Annotated in this window: 20 protein-coding genes; 9 read left to right on the forward strand and 11 right to left on the reverse strand. The window is 37.8% G+C overall.

The features are described from left to right. Nucleotides 1–25: 25 nt before the first annotated feature. Nucleotides 26–2,335, reverse strand: a complete 2,310-nt coding sequence (locus I6U49_RS10640; protein WP_198628650.1) for a putative monovalent cation/H+ antiporter subunit A — start codon at nucleotides 2,333–2,335, stop codon at nucleotides 26–28. Nucleotides 2,336–2,585: 250 nt separating this feature from the next. Here I6U49_RS10640 and I6U49_RS10645 point away from each other — a divergent pair, with 250 nt between their 5' ends. Together I6U49_RS10645 and I6U49_RS10650 are read left to right on the forward strand one after the other, a co-directional pair. Continuing rightward, the gene (locus I6U49_RS10645) at nucleotides 2,586–3,095 is read left to right on the forward strand and encodes a DUF2975 domain-containing protein (RefSeq protein WP_198628651.1); all 510 of its coding nucleotides are present in this window, start codon (nucleotides 2,586–2,588) and stop codon (nucleotides 3,093–3,095) included. A 2-nt stretch (nucleotides 3,096–3,097) separates the two neighbouring features. Then, nucleotides 3,098–3,307: a helix-turn-helix domain-containing protein gene (locus I6U49_RS10650; RefSeq protein WP_198628652.1), complete on the forward strand. Its 210-nt coding sequence runs from the start codon at nucleotides 3,098–3,100 to the stop codon at nucleotides 3,305–3,307. Here the strand turns inward: I6U49_RS10650 and I6U49_RS17200 are convergent, their stop codons facing one another. From I6U49_RS17200 to I6U49_RS10680, 6 genes are all read right to left on the reverse strand, one after another. Then, entirely contained in the window at nucleotides 3,308–4,240 is a 933-nt protein-coding gene (locus I6U49_RS17200) for a DMT family transporter (protein ID WP_198628653.1), read from the reverse strand. A gap of 80 nt (nucleotides 4,241–4,320) precedes the next feature. Further along, on the reverse strand, nucleotides 4,321–4,614 hold the full coding sequence (locus I6U49_RS10660; protein WP_193711458.1) for a hypothetical protein: 294 nt from the start codon (nucleotides 4,612–4,614) through the stop codon (nucleotides 4,321–4,323). A gap of 81 nt (nucleotides 4,615–4,695) precedes the next feature. Beyond that, a complete protein-coding gene (atpD, locus tag I6U49_RS10665) occupies nucleotides 4,696–6,210 on the reverse strand; it encodes a F0F1 ATP synthase subunit beta (RefSeq protein ID WP_193711459.1) in 1,515 nt (504 codons plus the stop codon). 259 nt (nucleotides 6,211–6,469) lie between these two features. Continuing rightward, entirely contained in the window at nucleotides 6,470–8,317 is a 1,848-nt protein-coding gene (glmS, locus tag I6U49_RS10670; protein ID WP_193711460.1) for a glutamine--fructose-6-phosphate transaminase (isomerizing), read from the reverse strand. Between the two features lie 27 nt (nucleotides 8,318–8,344). Next, a complete protein-coding gene (locus I6U49_RS10675; protein WP_198628654.1) occupies nucleotides 8,345–9,946 on the reverse strand; it encodes a DUF4270 domain-containing protein in 1,602 nt (533 codons plus the stop codon). A gap of 13 nt (nucleotides 9,947–9,959) precedes the next feature. Next, a complete protein-coding gene (locus tag I6U49_RS10680; protein ID WP_193711462.1) occupies nucleotides 9,960–10,772 on the reverse strand; it encodes a glycogen/starch synthase in 813 nt (270 codons plus the stop codon). A 110-nt stretch (nucleotides 10,773–10,882) separates the two neighbouring features. Between I6U49_RS10680 and panC the strand changes: the two genes are divergently transcribed. The 7 genes from panC (at nucleotide 10,883) to I6U49_RS17205 (ending at nucleotide 16,854) form a co-directional block, all read left to right on the forward strand. Further along, nucleotides 10,883–11,740, forward strand: a complete 858-nt coding sequence (gene panC, locus I6U49_RS10685) for a pantoate--beta-alanine ligase (RefSeq protein WP_198628655.1) — start codon at nucleotides 10,883–10,885, stop codon at nucleotides 11,738–11,740. A gap of 3 nt (nucleotides 11,741–11,743) precedes the next feature. Continuing rightward, nucleotides 11,744–12,094 carry an aspartate 1-decarboxylase gene (gene panD, locus I6U49_RS10690; protein WP_193711464.1) on the forward strand — a complete coding sequence of 117 codons (351 nt, stop codon included), beginning with the start codon at nucleotides 11,744–11,746 and terminating at the stop codon, nucleotides 12,092–12,094. A gap of 5 nt (nucleotides 12,095–12,099) precedes the next feature. After that, entirely contained in the window at nucleotides 12,100–13,065 is a 966-nt protein-coding gene (locus I6U49_RS10695; RefSeq protein ID WP_198628656.1) for a lysylphosphatidylglycerol synthase transmembrane domain-containing protein, read from the forward strand. A gap of 37 nt (nucleotides 13,066–13,102) precedes the next feature. Next, nucleotides 13,103–14,251 (forward strand): alpha/beta hydrolase, encoded by a 1,149-nt coding sequence (locus I6U49_RS10700; protein ID WP_198628657.1) that lies wholly within the window; start codon nucleotides 13,103–13,105, stop codon nucleotides 14,249–14,251. A 19-nt stretch (nucleotides 14,252–14,270) separates the two neighbouring features. Next, on the forward strand, nucleotides 14,271–15,635 hold the full coding sequence (gene radA, locus I6U49_RS10705) for a DNA repair protein RadA (RefSeq protein ID WP_193711467.1): 1,365 nt from the start codon (nucleotides 14,271–14,273) through the stop codon (nucleotides 15,633–15,635). Nucleotides 15,636–15,714: 79 nt separating this feature from the next. Next, nucleotides 15,715–16,203: a hypothetical protein gene (locus I6U49_RS17000; RefSeq protein ID WP_232804694.1), complete on the forward strand. Its 489-nt coding sequence runs from the start codon at nucleotides 15,715–15,717 to the stop codon at nucleotides 16,201–16,203. A 30-nt stretch (nucleotides 16,204–16,233) separates the two neighbouring features. Continuing rightward, complete coding sequence (locus tag I6U49_RS17205; protein ID WP_317191861.1) at nucleotides 16,234–16,854, forward strand: M23 family metallopeptidase; 621 nt, start codon at nucleotides 16,234–16,236, stop codon at nucleotides 16,852–16,854. Between the two features lie 21 nt (nucleotides 16,855–16,875). On the opposite strand, the gene I6U49_RS10715 is transcribed toward I6U49_RS17205, so the two are convergent. From I6U49_RS10715 to I6U49_RS10730, 4 genes are read right to left on the reverse strand one after another with little or no spacing between them, the layout of a single operon-like run. After that, nucleotides 16,876–17,913 carry an NADP(H)-dependent aldo-keto reductase gene (locus I6U49_RS10715; protein WP_198628658.1) on the reverse strand — a complete coding sequence of 346 codons (1,038 nt, stop codon included), beginning with the start codon at nucleotides 17,911–17,913 and terminating at the stop codon, nucleotides 16,876–16,878. Between the two features lie 23 nt (nucleotides 17,914–17,936). Then, nucleotides 17,937–18,881, reverse strand: a complete 945-nt coding sequence (locus I6U49_RS10720) for an OmpA family protein (RefSeq protein WP_198628659.1) — start codon at nucleotides 18,879–18,881, stop codon at nucleotides 17,937–17,939. A gap of 21 nt (nucleotides 18,882–18,902) precedes the next feature. Further along, nucleotides 18,903–19,673 (reverse strand): exodeoxyribonuclease III, encoded by a 771-nt coding sequence (locus I6U49_RS10725; protein WP_198628660.1) that lies wholly within the window; start codon nucleotides 19,671–19,673, stop codon nucleotides 18,903–18,905. A gap of 52 nt (nucleotides 19,674–19,725) precedes the next feature. Next, on the reverse strand, nucleotides 19,726–20,265 hold the full coding sequence (locus I6U49_RS10730; RefSeq protein ID WP_198628661.1) for a DinB family protein: 540 nt from the start codon (nucleotides 20,263–20,265) through the stop codon (nucleotides 19,726–19,728). Nucleotides 20,266–20,274: the final 9 nt, after the last annotated feature.

Below are 20,274 nucleotides of genomic sequence, written 5' to 3' on the forward strand. Positions count from 1 at the left end.
GCCTAAATGGCTTTTAACATTGTCTTTACTGGGACCTATCGGTACTTTTCAGCCTTAGTTTCAACAAGCCAAAAACACCTATGGCTGCGATAGCCAATACTGAAATTTCCATAAATGTATCTATGCCCCTAAAGTCTACAAGAATAACATTTACCACGTTTTTTCCTTTAGCCATTATATAAGCATTTTTAGCATAAAAATCACCAACCTCACTATTGGTTGGTTCAGCTAAAACCTGAAGTGCCAATAGGCATATTACTGTACCTAAAGCTGCCGACAATACCCCATCCCTAATCCTCATTTTATAGTCTGAAAGAGTCAAATACTTCGGCAATCTATATAGCACCAATACAAATAAAATTACGGTTAACGTATCTATAGAAAACTGCGTCATCGCCAAATCGGGCGCACTGTAAAAAACAAAAATCAAACAAATTGCCAAACCAACAACACCCATAGCCGCCACGGCAGCAAGTCTCGATTTTGTAAAAACCGTATAGAAAACGCCGGCAATTAAAATTAAGGCTACCACCAATTCATAAGCAGTAACCTGAGATAGTTGCGTATGATCTATCACTACTCTAGAACTTCCAAACATAATGTAGCTCACCAAAACAACCAGAAACAGTACTATTGTAGTCACATAATTTCTTAAATAGCCATTTTGGAATACATTAGTCCAGAATGCAGAAAACACATTAAAATAGTGCGTTCCTTTTTCCAGAATACTTTTTGGCGAAATAAACTCTAACTTTCCAATCTTATTTTCAAGTTTCACTGAAGGTTTCACTAGAAAGTAAAGAAGAACACCCACGGCAATAGTAATAGCACTTAATAGCAAGACCGTATTGAAACCATGCCATAACGCAAGGTGATACTCTGAAGCATCAGCTCCTAAAGCTGAAACCACAGGTTTCACTAAAGCCGATTCTATTATCATTGGAAATATCCCAAATATGAGACCTAAAACAGCCAGGATAATTGCCGGCCCCCACATTAAGAAATCGGGGGCTTTTACATTTGTATACTCTTCAGAAAGCTTTCCGGTAAAAGGTTTTATTCCAGCTACAAAACCGGCCCAGAGCAATAATATTTTAGTTAAAACAATAGCTACCACGATAACTACTGTAAAAGCTTCAGCGTGCAAACTAGCTTCATAGGTAAGCTCTTTCCCTAAGAATCCAACTGTTGGCGGAATACCCGCACTTGAGATCGCTGCTAAAATACCTGCAATTGCCACAGGCATCATAATTTTTCGAAGTCCTGCCAATTTGGTTACATCCCTGGTACCCGTTTGGTGATCTATTATTCCGGTTACAAGGAATAAAGTAGCTTTATATAAGGCATGAACAATTATAAAAACCGAGGCAGCCAAAAAAGCGTCCTTACTTCCTAATCCGATTAAGAATACCAGGATTCCAAGGGCAGAAATAGTAGAATAAGCTAAAACTCCTTTAAGATCGGTTCTAAAAAGGGCGTGTACAGCAGAGTAAACCATCGTAACACCACCTACAATTATTAAAGTAGTATTCCAAAATTCCTGATCTCCTAATACCGGCGTAAAACGCATAAGTAGATAAATACCCGCTTTTACCATCGTCGCCGAGTGCAAATAAGTTGAAACAGGAGTAGGCGCCTTCATGGCACCGGGCAGCCAGAAATGAAAAGGAAATTGAGCCGATTTCGTAAATGCAGCCACAAAGATAAAAACTACCGCCAGGATATAATATTCACTACCGGCTATGGCTTCTTTCATAGAAAGCATTTCAGAAATACTATACGTACCACTAATACTGCCTAACAACAAAGCTCCTGCCAACAAAGAAAATCCCCCAAAACCGGTTATCCCCAATGCTGTTAAGGCAGATTTTCGTGAAGCCGGATTGGTATTATTAAAACCAATAAGAAAAAATGAACTTATACTGGTTAACTCCCAAAATACAAACATAGAGATTAGGTTATCAGAAAGCACCAACCCAAGCATGGCCGCCATAAAAAGGCTTAAATATCCGTAAAACCTATCTAAATATTTGTGCCCCCTAAGATATGAGGCGGTATATGCAAACACCAGGAAACCAATCCCGGTAATCATTAAGGAAAAAAGAAGCGAAAGGCCGTCCAGTTTAAAACTGAGATCTACGCCAAATGCCGGAACCCATTGGTAAGTTCTACTAATAATTTCTCCTGAACTAATCTTTGGAATAAAACTGGCAAAATAAGCAAAAAGGCCTGCCGGGATAAGCGCCGAAAGGATGGCCATTTTCCCCCTGAAGAACTTTCCTGTAAATACCAGAAACAACGCGAATAAAAAACCTAAAAGTATTGCTGTTAGCATATATTATCTCTCAAAAAGTCCGTTCCTCGCAAATATAATAGATTTATTGAAGTTTTATTACCAAAACCCCCATAAAGCTGCAGAAAGCACACCGATTTAGCAGCTTCTCATTTTTAATCATTTCCTGAAGCCTGTTTCTTAGCAAATTTCTTAAAATGCTGAAATTAATTTACCAATTATCATTAACAGAATTATTGTTTTTCAATAATTAAATATAAATTTGTTATTGTTAAACAATAACCGTCTAAAAATGAAATCTTCAGAATGGCTTAAGAATATTTTCAGCATAGCTTATTATCTTATGATTTTTGGCTGGATAATTTTACTTGGTTTTCTACTTTATGCAGTCTTTATTAATCCATGGGATATACTTAAAATATTGCGAGATGCTGAAGAGTTTAAAATCGAATCGGGAAATGCACTATACACCACTTTAACCTATGAAATATTATCAGGCGGATTTTGGATTTACATCTTCCTATTATTTAAAAACTTGATGAAAAATTTACTTGCCGGCCAATTATTTACGAGATTTCAGATTGCAAGCTTCAGATTAATTGGCCAGTTAATTATATACATTACTATTATTGACGCCCTGGCATATTTTATATTCAGGATTATATTTCAAGGACGTTTAAGGATAAGTGCAGATCTATTTGATTTTTGGTTTGTGATAGGTATAGGCTTATTTTCAATATTCCTTTCGAGTATTTTCAATAATGCTAAAATTTTAAAAGAAGAAAACGAATTAACCGTTTAGTTATGCCAATTATAATAAATCTAGATAAAATCCTGGAAGATCGGGGCGTAAAAAGCAACCAACTGGCTGAAAAAATTGGAATTACCAAAGCAAATCTTTCAATTTTAAAAACAGGAAAGGCCAAAGCCGTTAGATTTTCAACTTTAGAAGCGATTTGCGAGGCTCTTAACTGCCAGCCCGGAGATATTTTGTATTACACCCCAAAAGACTAATTAAAGCTTCCTAAGTTTTTTTCTGTTTTTAATTTTTGTTAAAAGCCTGGAGAAATTAATATTGTCAAAAACCAAACCACTTACGATAAAAACAAGCCCTACGATTGTGGACAAAAGAATAGTCTCTCCCAGCACAAAATAGATAACTATTAAAGATAGAAAAGGCACCAAATAGATAAACTTACTAACCTTTGCGGCATGAGAAGATTTCTTTAAGGCTAAAGACCAAATTACAAAAGTGATTCCCATTTCAAAAAGACCAACATAGGCAGCCGCAGCATAGCTTTCTATCGAAAAAGAAGGAAACTCTGAAAATGCAAATAGCGCAATACTAATATATATCATTCCAAACAAAAAGTTAAGGAACAACTTACTGATTTCATCTCTCTTATCTTTTATATTATATATCCAAAACAAAGCCCAGATCACGGCAGAAGCAAGCCCCAACAATGCCCCATAAGGGTTGCTAAAAGAGAAAGATAATAAATTGCCTTGTGTAGAAATTACTGCCACCCCCAAAAAGCTAATAACAATAGCTATAAAATTTTTAACGCTAATCTTTTGACCTAGAATAGGAATAGAAAGTAAGGTAATCATTATTGGCCATGTATAATTTAAAGGCTGCGCTTCCTGTGCAGGCAGTAAAGAGTAAGCTTTAAATAGGACTACATAATATATAAAAGGATTTACCAAACCAAAAACAGCCGATTTCAAATAAGCTATTTTCGGAAAGCGAAAAATCTCTTTTAATTTCTTCTGAAGAACCAGTATAAAAAACAAAGAGATTAAAGAACCTAAAACCGCAAGAAACAGCAATTGTAGATAGTCAAAATACTCTAAAGACAACTTCATGGCCGCCGCTACCGTGCTCCACAACAGTACAGCCAAAACCGCATATAGATAAGCTTTATTTTGCTCCTTAACAGACTTCACAGCATTTACATTTAGTAATTAAACAGACATAAAAAAAGCCGGACGTTTGTCCGGCTTCTCAAGTATTAAATATTCTAAAATTAATCGGCCAGAATAATAGCTTTATTATCTTTCAATTCTAAAACACCACCTTTTATCGTATAATAAAGAATATTACTACTGCCTTTATCTTTTCTGAAGTCTCCAGAAAGCTCATCGTCCAGCTCCTTGTTAGAGGCAGCAAGTTCTATTTTAACTTCACCTTCAACCAAAGTAGAAACTATAGGCGCGTGATTATTCAGCATTTGAAATTCTCCGGCATGACCGGGAACTTTTACTGCATTAATATCAGCTTTAAAAACTACAGCTTCAGGGGTTACTATTTCTAAGTACATATCTTTTAGTTTACAGCCTACAACTATTACAAGGACATCATATTTTAGTTTGTGTTACCTACAATTGCGGCTAAAAATAAATTAGTCTTCTTCAGCCAACATTTTTTCTCCGGCCTCAATGGCTTCTTCTATAGTACCTTTAAGGTTAAAAGCCGATTCCGGAAGGTGATCTAATTCACCATCCATAATCATATTAAATCCTTTAATAGTATCTTTAATATCAACCAAAACTCCTTTTAAACCGGTAAACTGCTCGGCTACATGGAAAGGCTGAGATAGGAAACGTTGTACACGTCTGGCACGTGATACAGCAAGCTTATCCTCTTCAGAAAGTTCTTCCATACCAAGAATAGCAATAATATCCTGCAATTCTTTATAACGCTGTAAAAGCTCTTTTACTCGTTGTGCACACTTATAATGATCGTCACCTAAAATATCGGCAGTAAGAATTCTTGAAGTAGACTCTAATGGATCTACCGCAGGGTAAATACCTAGCTCGGCAATTTTACGTGAAAGTACCGTAGTTGCATCCAGGTGGGCAAATGTTGTTGCCGGCGCCGGGTCGGTAAGGTCATCGGCAGGTACGTAAACAGCCTGTACAGACGTAATAGATCCGTTTTTAGTTGAAGTAATACGCTCTTGCATCGCACCCATCTCTGTTGCCAAAGTTGGCTGATAACCTACCGCAGAAGGCATACGCCCAAGAAGCGCAGACACCTCTGAACCAGCCTGTGTAAAACGGAAAATATTATCTACGAAGAAAAGAACATCTTTCCCCTGGCCATCTCCCGCTCCATCACGGAAAAATTCGGCTATTGTAAGTCCTGATAACGCCACACGAGCACGCGCCCCTGGCGGTTCGTTCATCTGTCCAAAAACGAAAGTTGCTTTAGAATCTAACATTGCAGTTTTATCGACCTTTTTAAGATCCCAACCGCCTTCTTCCATAGATTCAGAAAAAGCGTCACCATATTTTATAATACCAGATTCAAGCATTTCACGAAGAAGGTCATTTCCTTCTCGAGTACGCTCTCCTACCCCGGCAAATACAGAAAGACCACCGTGGCCTTTTGCGATATTATTAATTAATTCCTGAATCAATACAGTTTTACCTACACCGGCACCACCAAAAAGACCAATTTTACCACCTTTTGCATAAGGCTCAATAAGGTCAATTACTTTAATCCCGGTAAATAAAACCTCTGTAGAAACAGATAAGTCCTCAAATTTTGGTGCTTCCCTGTGGATAGGCATTCCATCTTTTCCAGATTTAGGAAGCTCCCCAAGACCGTCAATAGCATCTCCAACAACGTTGAATAAACGACCATATACATCTTTACCAATTGGCATTTGTATAGGTGCTCCTGTAGCAACCACTTCTACACCACGGCTTAAACCATCGGTAGAATCCATAGATACTGTTCTCACAGTTTCTTCTCCAATGTGCGATTGCACTTCTAAAACTAAAATGGAACCATCTTTTCTGGTGATTTCCAAAGAATCATAGATTTTTGGCAATTCAGCATTCTCTGAGTCGAACACAACATCAACTACAGGGCCAATAATTTGGGCAACTTTACCTGTTACTTTAGACATTATTTAATTCTTTAATGTTTTCGTATTTAAAATATCTGAAAACCCCAATATTATAATTCACAATGCGTTAAAAACGCAGAAAGGTATTTTCAGGCTGCAAAGATAGTTTTTTCTAAATAAAATCATACCTCTCTTAAAATAACTTTTTTCAAGCTTAGAAAAGCGAGCAAAATTAAGCCTTAAGCAGCCATTAAAACAAAAATCCCTCCTGAAAATTTCAAAAGGGATTTATATATTCTTACTTAAATCGAATACGCCGTTATTCTACCGTAACCGACTTAGCTAAGTTTCTGGGTTGATCTACATTTTTCCCAAGCATTACCGCAATATGGTAAGACAACAACTGAAGCGGAATGGTTGTAACAAGTGGTGTTAAAGGCTCCAGGGTTTCAGGCACTTCAATTACGTGATCGGCAAGTTCTCTTACTTCGGTATCACCTTCGGTAACAATAGCTATAATTTTACCTTTTCTAGACTTGATTTCCTGTATATTACTCACCACCTTCTCATAATGCCCTTTTTTAGTCGCTATCACTACTACCGGCATTTCTTCATCAATAAGGGCAATAGGACCGTGTTTCATTTCGGCAGCCGGATAGCCTTCAGCATGAATATAGGAAATTTCTTTAAGCTTAAGTGCCCCTTCTAATGCAACCGGAAAGTTATACCCCCTACCCAAGTAAAGGCAGTTTCTGGCATCCTTATAAATATCGGCAATCATCTTTATATGTTCATCACCCTCTAAAGCACTTTCAATTTTAGAAGGAATACGCTCCATTTCCTGCAAATAGGTCATGAACTCTGTATGAGAAATAGTCCCATTTTGTTTGGCAAGTTTTAAAGCCAATAAAGTAAGTACTGTAATTTGAGTGGTAAAAGCTTTTGTTGAAGCCACACCAATTTCGGGACCGGCATGAGTGTAAGCCCCTGCATGGGTTTCTCTTGAAATAGAAGACCCCACCACATTACAAACCCCAAAAGCAAATGCACCTTTCTCCTTGGCAAGTTTTATAGCCGCCATCGTATCGGCAGTTTCCCCACTTTGGGAAATTGCTATAATGACATCTTTTTCTGAAATAATAGGATTACGATACCTAAATTCTGAAGCATATTCCACTTCTACAGGAATCCTCGCCAGTTCTTCAAAAATATATTCGGCAACTAAACCGGCATGCCAGCTGGTACCACAGGCCACGATAAGAATTCGTTTCGCATTAGCTATACGTTCCAGATTATCGTCTACTCCTGCCATTCTAATTATACCTTCGTCGGGCAACATCCTACCCCGATAAGTATCTTTTATTGCAGTTGGTTGCTCATGAATTTCTTTAAGCATAAAGTGCTCATAACCACCTTTTTCTATCTGCTCTAGATTAAGTTGCAACTCCTGAACATAAGGAACCACTAAAGTATCGTCATGAATCTTTCGTACTTTAACCTCTTTCCCCCTGCGTACCACAGCCATTTCACCATCTTCCAGGTAAATTGCATTATTGGTATACTCAATAAAAGGCGAAGCATCTGAGGCTATAAAAAATTCATCTTCCCCAACTCCAATGGCAAGCGGACTCCCTAAACGAGCCACAACAATTTCATCTGGTTTGGTTTTATTATAAACCGCAATTGCATAAGCACCAATAGTTTGGTTTAATGCAATTTGAACGGCCTTACCAAGCTTAACACCTTCTTTTATAATTACATCTTCAATAAGATTAACCAATACTTCGGTATCGGTATCACTTTTAAAGGTGTACCCCCTGGTTTTCAATTCTTTTTTTAAAGCATCGTAATTTTCTATAATGCCATTATGAATAATAACTAAATCTCCCGAATTTGAATAATGCGGATGACTGTTTACATCGCTTGGCTCTCCATGAGTAGCCCAGCGTGTATGGCCTATCGCAACATTTCCGTTGGTAGTTATGGTATTTTCAAGTTTTTCTTTTAGAGCCGCAACCTTACCTTGTGTTTTGCAAAGCTTAAGTTCTTCTCCATCATAAAGGGCAATTCCTGCACTATCGTATCCACGATATTCCAGTCTTTGAAGCCCCTTAAGGACAACGGGATAAGCATCCCTGTGCCCAATATATCCTACAATTCCGCACATAATAGTATATTGGTATTAGTTAGTAAATTATTTAATCTCTGTGTAGTATATTCTAAGTTTTAATCGTTTCTCTTCATCGTTTGATAGGTTACCGTGCAAAACAGTGCCCTCGGGGGTTGTAATTACTTCTGATGGTATTGTCTCAATATCATCAAGCCCTCTCACACCTGATTGTAATGGGGTAATAGGACCGTCTCTTCTGTCTAAAAATACATTGTTAATATTATCAACCAACACCAATCCCAACCGAACATTCTCAGCATCATCCTCCAAAATATTGGTTACGTGCTGGGTAAGATTTATTTTATATCCAACAGGCTCATCATTAGAGGCATCTTTCAAAATTTTAGAAAAGGAAGTTAGGGAATTAAGTGGTTGGGCAGAATTAAAATCCTGAACAAAATTACGAGCAAAACTTAAATCTGCCAGCAACCTTCCATTATCAAGGTCATACAAATAAAGCCTATTATACTCATTCATCTCACTAACAAAGCTTTTATCTACGTAAAAATTAAGATTAACCTCGTTAATAAGCCAGTCTTTTTCTTTTAAAGCCTCTATTTGCTCTTCATCCTGAAAAAGCTCTATCACCGCCATACTTCCTTCCCCCCCATTCAGGAAAAGCTTTTCAGCACCTGCTTCCGCATTACTTTCTTCTATAGCCTGCAATATATCTCCCGGATACTCTCCTTTAAAACTATTTACAATAGTACTACCCAAATCAAGTTTATATTGTTTACGACGTCTTATGGTATCTGTACCGCCATCATCATTGGTGGTTTCCACCTCATTGGTATAAAACAGTTCTATTCCGGCACCAGACTCTTTATTAAGGTTAAAAAAGATCATGGTTCCATCTTCTTCTTTTGGCTCGGCTTTAATAAACATTCCGCGCAAGTAATTCTTAAAATTATTATTATTACTAAGTACGCCAGAACCTTCATTTTCTATAATTTTTTCCTGAAAATACGCAGTCGGAAGTTTAATTCTTAACGCCGGACCGGAAGCAATGGTATCTTGCTCACCCTGGTCATTTTCTTCATAGGAAACAATAGCCTGATTAGAAGGCAGAAAATTATCATTTTCGTAAATCACCTCCCCGGTAAGGTTTTGTTCAAATAAATCTTGATCATCTGAGTAATAACGTTGACTATCCTGAAAATCGGCATCTGGATCTAAATCTCTCAAATAATAATTAGATTCCTGAATAGAAATTTTAATTGGAGTGTTGCCATACACAGAGTCTAAAGCATAAGTTATATTCCCATCTTCATCTGAATCAGCTTCAGTACTAAAATAAGGAATTGTTAAAACCACACTATCAAGCTCTGGTTCTGTACCAAAAGTAGGGTTTTGTGTAGGTAGTGAAATTTGAGTAAGAATACTTGCTGTGGTTTGCCCGTAAATAGGATGATTATAAACCCCCAATAAATGGTTTCCAAGCTTATTTGTTTGTACTGAATTGATTTTTTTACTGTAGGCAGTAACTTCAACCTCCTCTAGCTCAAGATCACTGGTATTTTCAATAATCTCACCTCCAACAGTACTATACTCATCATCACAGGCCACAAAAGCAAAAACAACAACAAGTAAAGTTGCTGTTTTATACATCATTCTCATTAAATTCATTCGATAAAAATTTCTATTCAGATAAAACTTCGTTAGTATAAAAATCCTGATAAGCCTGGCTAAATTCTTCCCTATTTTTATAAGGAAGCAATGGCTTATTAATTCTGGTTAAATATGTAGCAAGTTCTTCAGGGATATTATCACCGGCTGTAATTACCGCATCTGAATGATCTGCTGCCAGCTTCATTAAATTAACAAAGTTTGGGGTTTTTAAATGTTTTATATCTTCTTTCTCCATTCCGTCATACAAGACTTTCTCCTGCATCTCTTCATCTAACGTTCCTTCGAAGTCTTGATTGTATACAGAAGTAACTATTTTTGCACCATTGAACAAAGGCTCATTCCCATAATAACATCTTAGATACAACGGAAGCAAGGATGCCAGCCAACCATGTACGTGGATAATATCGGGCGACCAATTTAATTTTTTAACGGTTTCTATTACTCCTTTAGCAAAAAAGATGGCGCGCTCGTCATTATCTTCAAATAAGTTACCATCCTCATCAGTGAGAGTAGCTTTTCTTTTAAAATAATCTTCATTATCTATAAAGTAAACCTGCATTCTTTCCTTAGGAATAGATGCCACTTTAATAATCAATGGCATATCTAGATCATTAATCACCAAATTCATCCCAGAAAGCCTTATCACTTCGTGAAGTTGGTGGCGGCGTTCATTGATATTACCAAACCGGGGCATAAAAATTCTTATTTGCCCTCCAATATTATTTACCATTTTTGCGGCTTCAAAAGACGTGGATGATATTTCGGTTTCGGGCAGGTAAGGAATAACTTCAGATGATACGTATAATATCCTCTTATCTTTCATAAATAGATGGCTTTAATTGCGATTGCGAACAAAAAACACGCAAAATTACAAAAATTTATGCAGATTGCTAGTAATATATTAAGTTTGCACGCTGTTAATTTTATAATAAAATGCAGGTTTTCAAAGAAAAAACCCTTCTAAAAGCGGCGGTTAAGGCCGCAAAATCCAATGCAAAAATCATTGGTTTAGTCCCCACCATGGGGGCATTACACCAGGGACATTTATCCCTGGTAAAACAAGCATTACAGGAATGTGATCAAGTGATTATCAGCATCTTTGTAAACCCAACCCAATTTGACAACCCTGCCGATCTTGAGAAATATCCGCGTACTTTAGAGGAAGATATAAGGCTTTTAAAACAAGCCGATCCTGAGCTTTGGATTTTCACTCCCACAGCTAAAGAATTATATGGCGAAAATATAAGTGCCGAGCAGTTTAATTTTGATGGATTAGAGCAAGTAATGGAGGGAAAACACCGAAACGGACATTTTGACGGGGTTGGAACCATCGTAAAAAGACTCTTCGAAGTAATTACGCCACACAAGGCTTTTTTTGGTGAAAAAGATTTTCAGCAATTACAAATTGTAAGAAAATTAATTGATAAAACCGGACTTCCTGTAGAAATAGTAGGCTGCCCCATTTTAAGGGAAGAAAATGGATTAGCAAGAAGTTCCCGAAATGAGAGGTTGAATACTTTTGAGCGTGAGGAAGCCTCTTTTATTTACAAAACCCTGCTTAAAGTTAACGAACTATTTGGCACAAAAAGTGCAGAATATATTCAAAACTGGGTAGAGGGGCAATTTAAAAATCATCAGGTTTTAAAACTAGAATATTTTGAGATTGCCAATACCCAAACATTAGAAAAAATTAACCGAAAAAGAAAAGGCAATACCTACCGTGCATTTATCGCGGCCTATGTTGGAGAAGTTAGGCTTATAGACAATATTGCCCTAAATAACGAAGAATAAACTATGCAAGTTCACGTAGTAAAATCTAAAATACACAGAGTAAAAGTTACAGGTGCCGATCTTAATTACATAGGCAGTATTACTATAGATGAAGATCTTATGGAAGCTGCCAATATAATTGAAGGGGAAAAAGTCCAAATTGTAAACAACAACAATGGAGAACGCCTGGAAACATATGTAATACCGGGTCCAAGAAATTCTGGCGAAATTACCTTAAATGGTGCCGCGGCCAGGAAAGTTGCCAAGGGGGATATTTTAATATTAATCGCTTATGCTATTATGGATTTTGAAGAAGCAAAATCATTTAAACCTTCACTGGTATTCCCTAATGAAGAAAACAATCTTTTGAGCTAATTCATTTGAATAAGAACCTGGTTAAAATACTTAAAATTATACTCCCACTTTTACTGGGAGTTTTTTTAGTTTGGTATTCCCTGAATACCGCCACACCAGAAGAAAGGGAAGAATTGTGGCAAAATATTTTAAACGCCAATCCCTGGTTTTTACTACTATCTATGGTTCTTGGCGGCCTCTCCCACCTTTCGCGTGCGTACCGCTGGAAGTTTATGCTAGAACCTATGGGCTACAAACCCAGGCTCCTCAATAGCTTTATGGCCGTAATGGCCGGGTACCTGGCAAATTTCGGAATTCCAAGATCGGGGGAAGTTTTGCGCGCAGCGAGTCTCTCCTCTTATGAAAAGATCCCTTTTGAAAAAGCATTCGGGACCATTATTTCTGAAAGAATTGCCGATGTTGTTATTATGCTGTCTATTACAGCATTCACATTATTGCTTCAAACCGAATATTTACTCACTTACTTTAGCAATAATAATATTAACCCCTTAACCAGTTTCGGTTTACTTATAGCTCTTTTATTACTTGGCATTATTGTACTTCAGTTTATAAAAAGATCACAACTCTCATTTTTAGTTCGCATAAAAAAAATGGCACGCGGACTTTTAGAAGGGATGCGAAGTATTTTTAAAATGGAACAAAAATGGGCATTTATCTTCCATACCCTGTTTATATGGATTATGTACATTCTAATGTTCTATGTAATTATTTTTGCCGTTCCCGGAATGGAAAAAGTTAGTTTCTCTGTAGTTATGGCTACTTTTGTTGTGGGTTCTTTTGCAGTTTCGGCTACCAATGGTGGAATTGGCGTTTACCCCGTGGCCATTGGTGCTATCTTAGTTGTTTTTGGCATTTCTAAACAAACCGGCGAAGCCTTTGGATGGATTACCTGGAGCACACAAACCCTTTTGGTACTTATCCTGGGCGGACTTTCCTTCATTTTCCTCCCAATTTTCAACCGTCGGAAATAAATTATATCTTGTGTTGGTTAAACAAAACCCAACACCTATGATTAAAAAATTACTAATTTTTGTGCTGCTGGTAGCACCGCTACTAAGTTCAGCACAAACACTTTATGAAACTATTTCTTCCCAAAAACTTGGGGAAACAAGGGAAATTAAAATTCAATTACCAAGAAATTACGAAGAAAACACCGAAAAAACCTACCCGGTAATCCTGGTATTAGATGGCGACTATCTATTTGAACCCATGGCCGGCAATGTAGATTATTATTCCTATTGGGAAGATGCCCCCGAAATGATTGTAGTTGGCGTCAACCAAAGTAAATCGCGTATGGACGATGCTTATTATGAAGATCGAAATTTTCTTCCGGCAAATAAAGGCGCAGCCTTTTTTGAATTCCTGGGAATGGAACTTTTGCAGCATATAGATAATAAATATAGGACTGCTAATTTTAGAGTAATTGCGGGCCACGATTATACGGCAAATTTCATTAATTATTACCTGTTGAAATCCAATCCTATTTTTCATGGCTATATCAATTTAAGCCCGGACCTGGCACCCCAAATGGTAGATCGTATCAGCAATGCCTTAAGGAAATCTGAAACCAAAAAATGGCTTTATTTGGCTACCGGAACCGATGATATCCCACAGCTAAAAAATGGGATCGAAGCCCTTAACGAACAACTAACAGCTTTGGAAAACGATTTGGTGACCTATGAGTTTGATAATTTTGAAAATGCTACCCACTATTCTTTGGTAGGAAAAGCAATCCCTGCCGCCCTCGAGAGCATTTTTAATGTTTACAGACCTATAAGTAAGAAAGATTACAATGAGCTTTTGCTACAAACTTCGGTTTCTTCAGTAGAGTTTTTAACCGATAAATATGAAAGCATAAACGAGCTTTTCGGTATTGAGAAAAAAATACGCTTAGAAGATTTTATGGCCATTCATAATGCGATTGAAAAAACGAAAAGATGGGAAGATTACAAAGGTTTAAGTGACCTGGCTTATGACAACTATCCCGGGACTATGCTTGGCACTTACTTTGAAGCTCGTTACGAAGAGGAAACCGGCAATCCTAGAAAAGCAATGCGAACCTACCAAAATGCATACGGACAAGAAAAAATAGCATTTTTAAACACCGATTTTATGCTGGCAAAAGCCGATGCAATTAAAAAAGATTTCGGTTATTAGCAGCAAAATTTAAAGCTAAATGGCCAAGGTTAAATCAACGTTCTATTGTCAAAATTGTGGAAGTCAATATGCGAAATGGCAGGGCAAATGCAGTTCGTGTGGCGAGTGGAATACCATTGCTGAAGAAATTGTAGAAAAACCAGATAAAAAAGACTGGAAAACCGCTACCCATAACCAGGCAAAACGAACTTCCAAACCTTTAAAAATAGCTGAAATTGAAAACAGCCCCCAAAACCGATGGAATACCGGCAACACCGAACTGGACCGGGTTTTAGGCGGCGGACTTGTACCTGGATCGCTCACCCTACTGGGCGGTGAACCGGGCATAGGAAAAAGCACATTGCTTCTTCAAATTTCACTTCAATTAAACTACAAGGTATTATACGTTTCAGGAGAAGAAAGTCAGCAACAAATAAAAATGCGGGCAGAACGTATTAATCCTGTCGCTGCCAATTGCTATATTCTTACCGAAACCAAAACCCAAAATATCTTTCGGCAAATTGAAAGCATTGAGCCCGAAGTGATTATTATAGATTCTATTCAAACCCTGCACAGCGATTATATTGAAAGTGCCCCGGGAAGCATCTCCCAAATTAGGGAATGCACAGCAGAGCTTATAAAATTTGCAAAAGAAACCAACACCCCGGTTATTCTAATAGGTCATATCACAAAAGAAGGCAGTATTGCAGGCCCAAAAGTACTGGAGCATATGGTAGATACCGTTTTGCAGTTTGAAGGCGATAGAAATCACGTATATCGAATTTTACGGGCTCATAAAAACCGATTTGGCTCTACCCACGAACTGGGTATTTACGAAATGCAGGGAAGCGGTTTACGAGAAGTAAGCAACCCTTCTGAAATCCTTATTTCCAGGAACGATGAAGATCTTAGCGGCACAGCCATTTCGGCCACTTTAGAAGGAATGCGCCCTCTTATGATAGAAATTCAGGCGCTGGTAAGTACGGCTGTGTATGGAACACCACAACGGTCGGCTACAGGTTACAATGTAAAACGACTAAACATGCTATTGGCTGTTTTAGAAAAACGAGCTGGTTTTAGGCTGGGCGCCAAAGATGTTTTTTTAAATATTACCGGTGGAATTAGTGTAGATGATCCTGCAATAGACCTGGCCGTAATTGCTGCTATTTTATCTTCAAATGAAGATATCTCTATTCCAAAAGATATTTGTTTTGCTGCTGAAGTTGGCCTTGCCGGAGAAATTAGACCGGTTACCCGGGTAGAGCAACGTATTATTGAAGCCGAAAAACTCGGCTTTGCTTCAATCCTGGTTTCCAAACAAAGCAAGGTCCCAAAAAGCAATTTCAACATCAATGTGATAAAAGTTGCTAAAATTGAAGATGTTGTAAGTCATTTATTTGGGTAACCCAGAGATTGAGGGAATAAAAAAATAGCGTCCTAACATGGCACAATTACTGCTTTAATTTGCACGGAAACGCAAGATTATGAAGCAGATAAAATTTTTAAGCCTATCCTTAATTTTAATAATTTCCGGATGTTCGCAAATTAATAAAGCATCTGATTTTATAACTAATCCTACCGCAAAAGAGCAGTATAAACGCGATTTGAATATTTCAGATGAACTATTTCAAATTTGGGAAAATTCGGCTGAAACGGTATTTCAGGATAGTGTAGGCATAAATCTGCCTTATGCCGAAACCGGTAAATTCTTTCCTAAAGGTTTTTCAGTTTATTCTTATGAAGTCAAGCTTCAACCCGGAGAGGTTTTAAATGTTGATGTGAAAACCGATTCTACCGGGCAAGTTGTTTTTATAGAGTTATTTGAAAAGATAGGCGATTCAACAAACGTATTTGAAAAGATCAAAACTTCAGGTTTCCGGAAGAAAAGATTAAGTTTTGAAGCCCATAAAAAAGCTACCTATAAATTAGTTATTCAACCCGAAATTGAAGCCCACACCCCTTTCACTTTTTAAATAGAGAAACAACCAGCTTATCTTTTTCCGGTGAGTGCCGGCTCAAATAGAAATGTACAAAGTTACTGGGGTGATAATCGCGATGGCGGTGCCAGGCGTCACGAGGGCATAGATATTTTTGCTAAAAGAGGAACCCCAGTAGTTGCTGCTACAGATGGCAGCCTTAGCTTTACCGGCGAAAAGGGACTTGGCGGCAAGCAGGTTTGGCTACGGGACCCAAAACGCAAGCAATCGCTTTATTATGCGCATTTAGATAGTATTGCCAATATCTCTGGGAATGTAAAAAGAGGAGACACCTTGGGCTTTGTGGGCAACACAGGTAATGCCAGGACCACGCCCCCACATCTACATTTCGGAATTTATAAAAGCTATCGCGGCGCCATAAACCCCTTACATTTTATATATCAAACCAACATTTTGGAAACCGAACCTAAGTTATTAGACAGCACCCCACATAAATTGCTAGTAAAAACCAACAAAGCCAATCTTAGAAATAAGCCGACAACTTCAGGCTCAAAAATTTTAAGCACCTCCAAAGCCAGGGATACCCTGCAATTTTTGGGAAAAACTAATGAATGGTACCATGTAAGAACCTCAGCAAACCAAGCTTCTTTTATACACCAAAGTTTGGTAGCACCAATAGCTCCTTAAACCCTGAAGGGCAAATAATTATTAAGGTGCAGGATTTGGATAGGTTTCGTGAACTTTATTAATCTCGCCTAAAATTTCCTCCGAAAGTTCAACCTCTATACTTCCAATATTTTCAGTCAACTGTTTTAAAGAAGTGGCACCAATAATATTACTGGTTACAAAAGGTCGCGTATTTACAAATGCCAAAGACATTTGAGCGAAATTCAGGTTATGCTTTTTAGCAATTTCGCTATAAGCTCTGGTAGCCTTTACTGCCTGTTCGTTAGAATATCGTTTATACTGCGAAAATAAGCCCAGTCTTGAATTGGGTTCTACGCCATCTAAATGCTTTCCGGTTAAAGTTCCCATTCCCAATGGAGAGTAGGGAAATAAACCTATATTTTCACGATGAAGCACTTCTGTAAGTCCAATTTCATCTTTTCTATTTAGCAAATTATACGGATTTTGTACGGTAATCATCTTGGGAAGGCCGTGTTTTCTACTTTCCTCCAAAAAACGCATTACTCCGTATGGAGTTTCATTAGACAAGCCTACCTGCCTAATTTTCCCCTCTTTTACAAAGCCGTTTAAAGTTTCCAGAACTTCCTGAAAATTTTCTTCCCAGGCTTCATTTCTATCGTGCTCGTAGCCTAATTTTCCAAAGAAATTAGTGTTTCGCTCCGGCCAGTGCAGTTGATAAAGGTCTATATAATCTGTTTGAAGTCGTTTTAAACTCTTGTGCAAGGCATCGGTAACTGCTTCTTTAGAAAAACCCAGGTTTTCCCGTATATGTTCCATAGCATTTCCCGGCCCAACTACTTTTGAAGCCAGCACTACCTCTTCCCTTCTACCCGATTTTTTAAACCAGGAACCAATAATTTCTTCTGTACTACCCTGGGTTTCGGCTTTTCCGGGAATAGAATACATTTCTGCTGTATCCAGAAAATTCACCCCTTTATCTAGCGCAAAATCTATTTGTTCGTGGCCTTCGGCTTCAGTATTTTGCTCGCCCCAGGTCATAGTACCCAGGCATATTTTACTAACTTTTATATCGGTATTGGGTAGCTTGGTATATTTCATTGGTTTTCTTCGGAAATGATTATTTATTCGTTCAGCAATTTAGTTACCTCATCTAACTTTGGTGTTAAAATTACCTCAATTCTTCTGTTTTTCGCTTTCCCTTCAGCGGTTTCATTAGTGGCAATTGGCGCATACTCCCCACGGCCGGCTGCGGTTAAATTCTGCGGATCTATATTGTTATTTTCCTTTAAAATTTGCACAATAGAAGTTGCTCTTTTAGTTGAAAGGTCCCAATTATCCTTAAGTGTACCGCTTCCCCTGTAAGGCACATTATCGGTATGGCCCTCAATTAAAACCGCGATATCCGGGTTTTGTGCCAATACTTTCCCTAATTGATTTACCGCCTGTCTACCTTCAGCATTTACGGCCCAGCTTCCCGAGCTAAACAACAACTTATTTTCCATAGAAACATAAACTTTTCCGTCGCGCTGTTCTACGGTTAAACCTTTCCCTTCAAAATTGGTAAGTGCCTTGGAAATAGCATCTTTTAGCGCATTCATTTTGGCATCCTTGGCCGCAATTAAGCTTTCCAGTTCATCTACCCTTCTAGAGCGGGCATCTAAATCTCGTTGCAATTTATCTAATCTGGCTTGCTCTGCTACCAACGCCTGTTCTTTCTCCTCTAATTCGGCTAAAAGTTCTCGATTTTGACGGGAATTTTCTGCAATAGCTGCAGAACTGTTTTCTTCCAGCGCATCGTAAGAATCTTTTAGGGCAGCATAATTTTTTCTGGCACTTTCCAACTCATCTTTTAACCGGTCTCTTTCTGCAGTAGCTTCAGCATAATCTTCTTTTAAGGCTGAATATTCTTCATCTAAATCTCTATATTTTTCGAGTTCAGACTGTGTATTTCTATTTTCCCTTTTTAAATCAGCATGCCTGCTTTCAAGTTCCTGGTATTTTTTTGAAGACACGCAGGAAGTAAACATAAAAACCCCTGAAATTGCTAAAGCCACTACTTTTTTCATCACTATATATTATTATTTTATTTAAAATTTTGATTCTAATTCTACCAACACAGGACAGTGATCGCTGTGTTTGGCCTCGGGTAATATAACGGCGCGTTTCAGTTTTTCTTGTAGGGGTGTTGCCACTAAATTATAATCTATACGCCAGCCCTTATTATTGGCCCGGGCATTGGCGCGATAACTCCACCACGAGTATTGCTCTCCCTCTTCATTAAAGTGCCTAAAAGAGTCTATAAACCCACTTTTCATAAAATTATCTATCCATTTTCGTTCTTCCGGTAGAAATCCAGATACGTTTTTAAGTCGAACAGGATCGTGAATATCAATAGCTTCGTGACAAATATTATAGTCTCCACAAATTACAAGATTTGGGAAATCCTGTTTAATTTCGTCTATATACAGCTGAAAATCGTCCATAAACTTAAATTTATGTTCCAACCGGGCGATATTGGTTCCCGAAGGTAAATACAAGCTAATGATAGAAAAATCTTCAAAATCTGCCCTTATAGTACGCCCCTCGTGATCCATATAATCTATCCCGGTACCATATTCTACATGTAAAGGTTTATGCTTGCTTAAAATTGCAACCCCGCTATAGCCTTTTTTTTGTGCAGGATACCAATAATGATACGGATACCCGGCCTCTTTAAAATCGTCCAGGTTTAATTGTTCCGGTTGGGCTTTTATCTCCTGCAGGCACACCACATCTGGATTTGCCTGTTGCACCCACTCTAAAAAGCCTTTTCTTATGGCCGCCCTAATTCCGTTTACGTTATAGGAAATAATTTTCATGAAAGTCAATTTTCCCCAAAAATAAGGCTAAATGCAAGATTTACAAGTTAGATTATTGAATTTCCAGCAGTCTTTTGGCTTGTTGAAAATGCCTTTCTTCGTGTGCTAAAATAATTTTAAACGCAGCCTCAAGTTTATAAACAATTTTTGGATTTGCCGGCGAAGATATTACCGCGTTTTTCTCTAAGAGATCTTCAGATTCTACAATTTTTTGCCTTAATTTTTCCTGATGTTCAAGAAATTTGGCTAATATTTCTTCTGAAACTTGAGTTTCAGAAGGTTTCCAAATAGAGAATGTTTTTGTTTTTTTGGTGGTTTCAGGCTGTACCGATTTTAGAATTGTTTTTCCGAAGAAATTTACCAAAAAACCAAATCTAGCGGTAAATGGCTTTTTATGACTTTTATCGCGAAGCCTGTCTATCATTGGAAAATAGGACTGGTTAATTAAAATTAGATGTTCTAAATTTTGCGCAATACTCCAGGTCGCTGCATTTGGTTTATGATGAATTTCGGCCTCATTTAGTTGCCCAAACTCTGTTTTAAACTTCAGGGTAATTTCATCTAACCTATTTAAAAATTCTTCGGTATACATTTTTCTCCT

The organism is Salegentibacter maritimus (genome assembly GCF_016236915.1).
GTDB lineage: Bacteria > Bacteroidota > Bacteroidia > Flavobacteriales > Flavobacteriaceae > Salegentibacter > Salegentibacter maritimus.